The organism is Micromonospora sp. NPDC049799, from assembly GCF_040656655.1.
In the GTDB taxonomy this organism is placed as follows: domain Bacteria; phylum Actinomycetota; class Actinomycetes; order Mycobacteriales; family Micromonosporaceae; genus Micromonospora.
In genome coordinates this window covers 1-8,586 of the sequence record NZ_JBFAMU010000205.1, presented here as the reverse complement: position 1 = coordinate 8,586, position 8,586 = coordinate 1, and the positions used below count along the sequence as shown (strand labels likewise).

General features: G+C 75.3%; 6 protein-coding genes and 1 pseudogene. 5 read left to right on the top strand and 2 right to left on the bottom strand.

Annotated elements, in window-relative coordinates; translation table 11 throughout:
- A pseudogene (locus AB0I76_RS16780) lies at positions 1-289 on the top strand (phosphoketolase); the annotation flags it as partial.
- Positions 241-1,155, top strand: a complete 915-nt coding sequence (locus tag AB0I76_RS16775) for a universal stress protein (RefSeq protein WP_357035716.1) — start codon at positions 241-243, stop codon at positions 1,153-1,155. The pseudogene AB0I76_RS16780 and the gene AB0I76_RS16775, both read left to right, overlap by 49 nt.
- 284 nt (positions 1,156-1,439) lie before the next feature.
- Here AB0I76_RS16775 and AB0I76_RS16770 read toward each other — a convergent pair whose 3' ends face one another.
- On the bottom strand, positions 1,440-3,773 hold the full coding sequence (locus AB0I76_RS16770; protein ID WP_357035713.1) for a heavy metal translocating P-type ATPase: 2,334 nt from the start codon (positions 3,771-3,773) through the stop codon (positions 1,440-1,442).
- Between the two features lie 95 nt (positions 3,774-3,868).
- Between AB0I76_RS16770 and AB0I76_RS16765 the strand changes: the two genes are divergently transcribed.
- Positions 3,869-4,948 carry a nitroreductase gene (locus AB0I76_RS16765; RefSeq protein ID WP_357035710.1) on the top strand — a complete coding sequence of 360 codons (1,080 nt, stop codon included), beginning with the start codon at positions 3,869-3,871 and terminating at the stop codon, positions 4,946-4,948.
- Positions 4,949-5,047: 99 nt separating this feature from the next.
- The gene (locus AB0I76_RS16760; RefSeq protein WP_357035719.1) at positions 5,048-6,721 is read left to right on the top strand and encodes a GAF domain-containing protein; all 1,674 of its coding nucleotides are present in this window, start codon (positions 5,048-5,050) and stop codon (positions 6,719-6,721) included.
- Positions 6,722-6,724: 3 nt separating this feature from the next.
- Here the strand turns inward: AB0I76_RS16760 and AB0I76_RS16755 are convergent, their stop codons facing one another.
- Positions 6,725-7,363 (bottom strand): response regulator transcription factor, encoded by a 639-nt coding sequence (locus tag AB0I76_RS16755; RefSeq protein ID WP_357035707.1) that lies wholly within the window; start codon positions 7,361-7,363, stop codon positions 6,725-6,727.
- Positions 7,364-7,534: 171 nt separating this feature from the next.
- Between AB0I76_RS16755 and AB0I76_RS16750 the strand changes: the two genes are divergently transcribed.
- Positions 7,535-8,586: hypothetical protein (locus tag AB0I76_RS16750; RefSeq protein WP_357035705.1), on the top strand; the 1,052-nt coding region annotated here is incomplete at its 3' end.

The window sequence follows — 8,586 nt, the reverse complement described above, 5'->3', positions numbered from 1 at the left end:
GCGGACCAACCACGACAACCTGCACGTACGCGGATACAAGGAGGAGGGCACCACCACCACGCCGTTCGACATGGTGATGCTCAACGACCTGGACCGCTTCCACCTGGTCATCGACGTCATCGACCGGGTGCCGGGGCTGGCCGCCCGCGCCGCGCACCTGCGGCAGGACATGGTCGACGCGCGCCAGGAGTGCCGGGACCACACCCGCCGGTACGGCGAGGACGACCCGCGGGTCGCCGAGTGGCGCTGGATCCGGGAGACCGACCCCGACCTGCGAGGTGGACAGTGAGCGGCGAGCAGATCCTGGTCGGCTACGACGGGTCCCCGGACGCCGCGCGGGCGCTGGACTGGGCGCTCGACGAGGCGGGCCGCAGCGGACGGCCGGTCCGGGTGGCGTACGTCTTCGAGTGGCTGACGGTGGCTGGCTGGATCGGCCCCGGGGTGGCCCCCGGAGTCTGGCCGGACGAAGAGGCCCGGCGACAGGTCGAGGAGCTGGTGAGCAGGGCCGCCCGCGACGCGGGGACCACGCACCCGGAGCTGACCGTCACCGGTGAGGTGCTCGACGGGCCACCGGCGCTGGTGCTCCAGGAGGCGTCGGTCGACGCCGGCCTGCTGGTGCTCGGCACGCGCGGGCACGGTGGGTTCGGCGAGCTGCTGGCCGGGTCGACCGCCGTCACGGTGGCCGCCCACGCGCACTGCCCGGTGGTGGTGGTCCGCGACGGGACCAGCGAGCGGTGGACCGGGCCCGTGGCGGTCGGCGTGGACGGCTCGGAGTGCTCCCTGCTCGCGTTGGGCTTCGCGTACGAGCAGGCCGCGGCCCGGCGGGTGCCGCTGCGCGTGGTCCGCGCCTGGCAACTGCCCGCCGGCCGGTGGGCCCCTCCCGACTTCGACCCGGACGCGGCGGTCGCGGAGGCCCGGACCGAGGTGGAGGAGGCGCTGACCCGCTGGCGGGGGGCCTTCCCGAACGTCGAGGTGACCGTGGACGTGGCGGGCGGCAGCGCCTCGTCGCTGCTGGTCGAGGCGAGCCGTGGGGCCGGGCTGGTGGTGGTCGGGACGCGCGGTCGGGGCGGACTGCGCGGCATGCTGCTCGGCTCGGTCAGCCAGCAACTCCTGCACCACGCTCACTGCCCGGTCGCGGTGGTCCGGGAGCGCTGACCGGCCACCGGCCACCGGCCACGGCCCGGCGCGGCCCGGGTGGCCCGGGCGTCGCGGCGTGGTCCGGCGCGGTCACGGCCCGAGGGCGCAGAACGACGACCTGGCGTGTCGCGGGCCGGGGCGACAGTTGTGCGAGCGCGTGATGTCTCACAGACATAAATATGTCTGTGAGACATCACGCGCTCTGCTCTTGTGCCCTCCAGATCGACGGCGCCGGCGCCCTTCAAGTAGACGGCGGCGGAGGCGTGATCGAAGCCGGGCCATGCGGAGGCCGGGCGGTTGGGTCAGCGACCGTCGGTCGGGTTGAGGGAGAAGTAGTCCTCCTCCTCCTGGATCAGGTGCAGACCGAGGACGGCCGCCAGGCCGTAGAGGGTGGCGAGCAGGTCGGTGCGCTGGTCGGGGCGTACCGGACCGTCGCCGGCCTGCGCCAGGTGCGCGCCGATCCGATCCACGAGCCGCCGGACCTCCACGTGCGCCCGGCTCATCGTGGAGGTGGCCTCGGCGCTGCCCAGCGGGTCGGCCAGGGCGGGATAGAGCCGTTGCTCCTCCCCCGCCTCGTGCGGCAGCACCGCCTGCGTCAACCGACGGTGGCTTTCCCGCAGCGCCGGCAGGCACGCCGGGTCCTCCGGCCGGGTGGCCAGCAGGTCGGCCACGTCCCGCAGGCCCACGAGCACGTCCCGTACGCCGCCGTGCTGGTCGGCGTACTCGGTGAGCAGCTCGCGGGTGCGCGGCGGCACGTCCCGGTGCCGCAGCCCACCGGTCAGGGCGCGCAGCGCGTTGAGAATCACGAGCACGTCGATGCCCTCCTGGAGGAAGGCCCCGGCCACCGGAGGCAGCCGGCCGACCGCAGCCACCAGCATCGCCAGCACGGCCAGCCCCATCCCGACGGTCGCGCTCTGCACCGCGATCCGACGGGCGTAGCGGGCGATCTCCACGGCATCGGCGAGGCGGTCGAGGCGGTCGACGGTGAGCACCGCGTCGGCGACGTCCGCCGAGGCGGTCGCCCCGGTCGCGCCCATCGCGACACCGACGTGCGCCTCGGCCAGCGCCGGAGCGTCGTTGACCCCGTCGCCGACCATCACCGTCACCGCCCGGTCCGCCTCCGCGCGGACCCGGGTGACCTTCTCGGCAGGGGAGCAGCGGGCCAGCACGTCGTCCACGCCGACGGTCCGGGCCACCTGGTCGGCGGTGTCCGGCCGGTCGCCGGTGACCATGACGATCCGCCGCAGGCCCGCCTCGCGCAGGCGTCGCACGGTACGCCGGGCGTCGGGGCGTACCGGGTCCTCCAGCAGAACCGCTCCGATCGGCCCGGCGTCGCCGCCGACCCACACCACCGACCGGCCGGCCAGGTCGGCCCGGGAACGAACCCGTCCGGCCCAGTCCGGCAGCTCGCCGTCGAGCTGGCCCACCCGCACCGTCCGGCCGTCCACCAGCCCGCGTACGCCCCGGCCCGGCTCCTCGGTCACGTCGGTCGGCTCGGCCAACGACAGCCCCCGATCGCGGGCCTGCCGCACCAGCGCGCGGGCCAGCACATGCGGGGAGAGCTGCTCCACCGACGCGGCCAGGCGGAGCACCTCGTCACGGTCCCCGCCGGGCGCGGCGACCGTCTCGGCGGCGCGTGGCCGGCCGGCGGTGAGCGTGCCGGTCTTGTCGACCAGCAGGGTGCGGGCCCGGCCGAGCATCTCCAGCGAGGCGCCGTCGCGGACCAGTACCCCGCGCCGGGCCGTCCGGGACAGGCCGGAGACGATCGCGATGGGCGTGGCCAGCAGCAGCGGGCACGGGGTGGCCACCACCAGCACGGCCACCGCCCGGATGAACTCGCCGGAGAGCAGCCAGCCCAGACCGGCGAGGACCAGGGTGAACGGCACGAACGCGGCGGCGTACCGGTCGGCGAGCCGGACCATCGGCGCCTTGCGGGCCGTCGCCTCCTCGGCGAGGCGGACGATGCCCGCGTACGTGCTGGCCGCCGCGTCCCTCGTCGCCCGCATCCCGAACCCGGCCCCGGCGTTGACGACGCCGCTGGCCACCTGCTCCCCCGCCGCCCGGCGCACCAGCCGCGACTCGCCGGTCACCACCGACTCGTCCAGCGTCACCGGCTCGTCGACCCGCCCGTCCACCGGCACCACGTCACCCGGCCCGACCACCAGCCGGTCGCCCACCCCGACCTCGTCCAGGGGCACCACCTCGATGCCCCCGTCCGGGCCGCGCCGGCGCGCGGTCCGCGGGGCGTGCGCGAGCAACGCACGCAGGTCGCGGGTCGCCCTCTGCTGGGCGTACGCCTCAAGCGCCCGGCCGGTGGCGAGCATGACCGCGATGACGGCCCCGGCCAGGTACTCGCGGACGACGAGCGCCCCGACCAGGGCGAGAACCGCGATCACGTCCACGCCGAAGCGACGGCGCCACAGGTCCCGCAGCATCGCCCCGGCGGCGGGCACCAGCGCGGCCACCGTCGCCACGGCCCAGACCACGTCGGCCGGACCGGTGCGCCCGGCCAACCGCAGCACCGCCCCGCCCAGCACCAGCGCGGTCAGCCCGGCGAGCGGCACCCACAGCAGCCGGCGCCCGCGCTCACGCCGTGCCGGCTGCTCCGGCACGCACTCGCGCGGCTCCGCCCCCACCTGCGGATCGTCTCAGTGTCGAGACGCCACCGGGCCGAAATGCCCTGCGGCGCCGGGCCCTGCGGACCGTGCGTCCCCACCGGAGATGTCGCAGGATGGAGCCGCAACCCCGCCCGGGCCACCGGCGGGTACGGCACGATGGGCTTGAACACGGAAAGGTCGTGACGATGAGCCACGAATCCCCGGCGACGGACCGTCCGGTCACCACCGCTCTGGCGGAGGCCGCGGCGACAGCCGGTCACGCCCCCTCGGTGCACAACACGCAGCCATGGCGGTGGACGGTGCTGCCGGACGCGTTGGAGCTGCGGGTGGTCCGCGACCGCCAGCTCACCGCCACCGACCCGGAAGGCCGGCTGCTCGCGCTGAGCTGCGGGGCGGCGCTGCACCACGCCCGGGTCGCGCTCGCCGCCGAGGGCTGGCGGGTGGCGGTCGAGCGGATGCCCGACCCGGCGGACCCGGACCTGCTGGCCCGGTTGACCGGCCCGAGGAGGATCGCCGCCGACCCGGAGGCGATGCGCCTGGTGCAGTGCATGCAGGTGCGGCACACCGACCGGCGGCCGGTCAGCGACGAGCCGGTGCCCACGGCCGCGCTCGGGGAGATCACCTCGGCGGTGGTCGCCGAGGGGGTCCAGTTCCAGCTGCTCAACCGGGACCAGGTCATGGAGCTGGCTGCCGCCGCGTCCCACGCCGCCACCGTCGAGTCGGAGGACCCCCAGCTGCGCGAGGAGCTGGCGTACTGGACCAGCCGATCCGGTGGCGCCGGCCTGCCGCCGGAGGTGCTGCCCGAGTCGGCGCCGCAGACCACCGTGCCGGCCCGTGACTTCGGCCGCTCGGGCAGCCTGCCGGTCGGCCCCGGGCACGACCAGGCGGCGGTGTACGCGATGCTCTACGGCGACGAGGACGAGCCGGACAACTGGCTGCGCGCCGGTGAGGCCCTGTCGGCGGGTTGGCTGGCCGCCACCCGGCTGGGCGTCTCCCTCGTGCCGCTGAGCGGGGTCGTGGAGGTGCCGGGGACCCGGCAGACACTGCGCGGCCTGCTGGCCGGCCTCGGCTTCCCGTACCTGGTGCTGCGGCTGGGGATCGCGGACCCGGCGCACGCCGGCCCGCCGCACACCCCGCGCCTCGACGTCGCGCAGGTGGTCGACACGTCCGCGGTACGGACCGACCGCGCGTAGTCGGGGCCGGTCCCCTCGACGACCGGGCGGTAACATCGCGGCGTGGCCAGCAGCGCACCCAACCCTCGGCACGAGCCCCAGGCGACCCCCTCGCTCGGGTTGAGCCCGCTGTCCCGGGTCCGCCTCGACGAACTGCTCCAGGAGATGCTGGACCGGGTCGGGGAGGTGGTGACCAGCCGCGAGCGGCTGCGCGCCCTGCTCGACGCGGTGGTCGGCATCGGCAGCGACCTGGACCTGCGCAGCACCCTCCAGCGCATCGTGGAGGCGGCGTGCTCGCTGGTGGGCGCCCGCTACGGAGCGCTCGGGGTGGTCGGGCACGACCGGATGCTGTACGACTTCATCACCCACGGCATCGACGCGGAGACGCACGCGCGGATCGGCGACCTACCGCACGGCCGGGGCGTGCTCGGCCTGCTCATCGACGACCCGCGCCCGCTGCGGATGCCCGACATCACCCAGCACCCGAAGTCGTACGGGTTCCCGCCGAACCACCCGCCGATGCACAGCTTCCTGGGTGTGCCGGTGCGGATCCGCGACCAGGTGTTCGGCAACCTCTACCTGGCCGAGAAGCAGGGCGGCGCGCAGTTCACCGAGGACGACGAGGAGATCGTCGTCGCGCTCGCCGCCGCGGCCGGCGTGGCGATCGAGAACGCCCGGCTGTACGCGCTGGCGCACCGGCGGGAGCGCTGGCTCGCCGCCACCGCCGAGATCACCTCGGTGCTGCTCGGCGAGGTGCGCCGCACCGACGCGCTGGCACTGGTGGCCCGGCGGGCCCGGGAGGTCGCCGAGGCGGAGGTGGCGCTGGTGCTGCTCTACGACCCGGAGGCCGACCAGTTCACCGTCGAGGTGGTCGACGGGGCCGGCGAGCAGGCCGCGGCGCTCTCCGGCACCGTGCTGCCGGCGACCCAGACCAGCTTCGCCGCCGCCGTCCGTGACGGTCGGCAGGACCACGCGGAGGACCTGGCCCACGCGGCGCCCTGGCCGGCACTGCTGCACACCGGGCCGGCGGTGATCTCCCCGCTGAACACGGCCGACACCCTGCACGGTGTCCTGGTGATCGCCTACCGCGCGGACCGCGGCGGGGCCACCGACGACGACCTCGCGCTGCTCGGCAGCTTCGCCGGGCAGGCCGCGCTGGCCATGGAGCGGGCGCGGGGGCAGGAGGAGCGGGAGCTGCTGGTGGTCCTGGAGGACCGCGAACGGATCGCCCGCGACCTGCACGACGTGGTCATCCAGCGGCTCTTCGCCACCGGCCTGCAGTTGCAGAGCGCCGTGCCGCTGACCGCGCGCCCCGACGTCGCGAAGCGGATCAACGCGGCGGTCGACGACCTGGACGCCACGATCCGCGACATCCGCCGGACGATCTTCGAGCTGCGTACCCCGATGAGCGCGGCGCTGCGCACCGAGATCCGGGAGGCGGTCGAGGTGGCCGCCGAGTCGCTCGGCTACCGGCCCACCCTGGAACTGGTCGGGCCGGTGGACAGCGCCGTCGGAGAAGAGGTCCGTGCGGACCTCACGGCCGTGCTGCGGGAGGCGCTGTCCAACGCGGTACGGCACGCGCAGGCGCACCACGTCACCGTGGCGGTACGCGTCGAGGCCGGGCACGTCACGGTCACCGTCACCGACGACGGGGTGGGCTGCGACCCGGCCGCCGCCCGGGGTGGCCTGGTCAACCTGCGCGAGCGCGCCGAACGCCACGGCGGGACGTTCGAGGTGCGGGCGGTCGCCCCGCACGGCACCCGCCTGCACTGGTCCGTCCCGCTGGCGGCCTGACCGTCAGGAGGTCTTGCCGAGCAGACGGGTGGCGAGGACCGCGGCCTGCGTACGGCGCTCCAGGCCCAGCTTGGCCAGGACGCTGGAGACGTAGTTCTTCACGGTCTTCTCGGCGAGGAACATCTTCCCGGCGATCTCCCGGTTGGTGAGCCCCTCGGCGACGTACTCCAGGATGCGCCGCTCCTGCTCGGTGAGGGACTTCAGCTCGCGCGGCTGCTCGACGCCGCTGCGGATGCGCTCCAGGACCCGGGTGGTGATCGCCGGGTCGAGCAGCGACTGCCCGGCCGCCACCCGGCGCACGGCGTCGACCAGGTCGGTGCCGCGGATCTGCTTGAGCACGTAGCCCGCCGCGCCGGCCATGATCGCGGCGAAGAGCGCCTCGTCGTCCTCGTACGAGGTGAGGATCAGGCCCTTGATCGAGGAGTCCACGGCCCGGACGTCCCGACACACGTCGATGCCGTTGCCGTCGGGCAGTCGGGCGTCGAGGATCGCCACATCCGGCCGGAGCGCCGGGATGCGGCGTGCGGCCTCCTGGGCCAGGCCGGACTCCCCGACCACCTCGATGTCGCCGCTGCTCTGGAGCAGGTCGGCCAGGCCACGACGGACGACCTCGTGGTCGTCGAGCAGGAACACGCGGATCATCCCTCGTTTCTACCCCCACCGGGCCGCGTAACGCACGGGCCGAAGGTCCCGACCACGCCACACGTCCCGCTCGGACGGGTCCTCCGGCCCTGCCCGCGCGCACCGTCGGTGACGGAATGTGGGGTTGGACCAGCGGGGGGCTGCACGGCCTGCCACGGAAGGAGCATCGCCATGGACACCGGCTTCACCGTCGAGCAGTTGCGGGCTGCCGCGACCGACGCCGTCCGGGCACCGTCGCTGCACAACACGCAACCATGGCGGTTCCGCCTGCGCGAGGGCGGGATCGAGGTGCTGGTCGACCCGTCGCGGCGGCTGCCGGCGACCGACCCGAGCGGCTGGGGCACCCGGATCGGGGCCGGCGCCGCGCTGTTCAACCTGCGGCTCGCCCTGGCCGTGGCCGGTACGCCGGCGACGGTGCGGCTGCGGCCGTACCCGGCCGAGCCGGACGTGGTGGCCCGCCTGGTGCCGGACGTGCCCCGGCGCCCCACCCCGGCGGAGCAGTCCCTGTACGCGGCGGTCCCCCGCCGGTTCAGCAACCGCGCCCCGTTCTGGCCGGACCCGGTGCCCGCCGACGCCCGGTGGCGGCTGGGCGAGGCGGCCCGCGCCGAGCAGTGCTGGTTGGAGCTGCTGATCGGGACGAGCGCGGTGAACGCGTTCGCGGAGATCGCCCGGGGCGCCCACCGGGTGCTGGAGCGGGACCCGGCGTACCGGGCCGAACGGGAGGAGTGGGTCCGCACCGAGCACGCCGTGGACGGCGTCCCGGCCGCGGCGGGCGGCCCGCAGAGCGAGCCGCAGGACCTGTTGCCCTCGCGGGGATTCGGCGGACGGGACCGCGCGCCGGGGCGGGACTTCGAGCCGGAACCGCTGGTGGCGGTGCTCGGCTCGACCGGCAACACGGCCGTCGACCAGGTGGTCGCCGGTCAGGCGTTGCAGCGGGTGCTGCTCACCGCCACCGACGCCGGACTGGCGGTGTCGATGCTCTCCCAGCCGATCGAGGTGCCCGGGGCGCGGGAGCAGCTGCGGCTGTCGCTGGGCCGGTTCGGCACCCCGCAGATGGTGATGCGGATCGGGTACGGCCAGCCCGGCTCGCCGACCCCGCGCCGCCCCGTCGAGGACGTGCTCGACCTGCCGGCCGACGACCAGCTCACCGACGACCCGCTGCTCGGCCCCGGTCAGCAGCAGATCGCGCTCGGGCTGGACCCGGCGGAGATACCCGCCCGCAA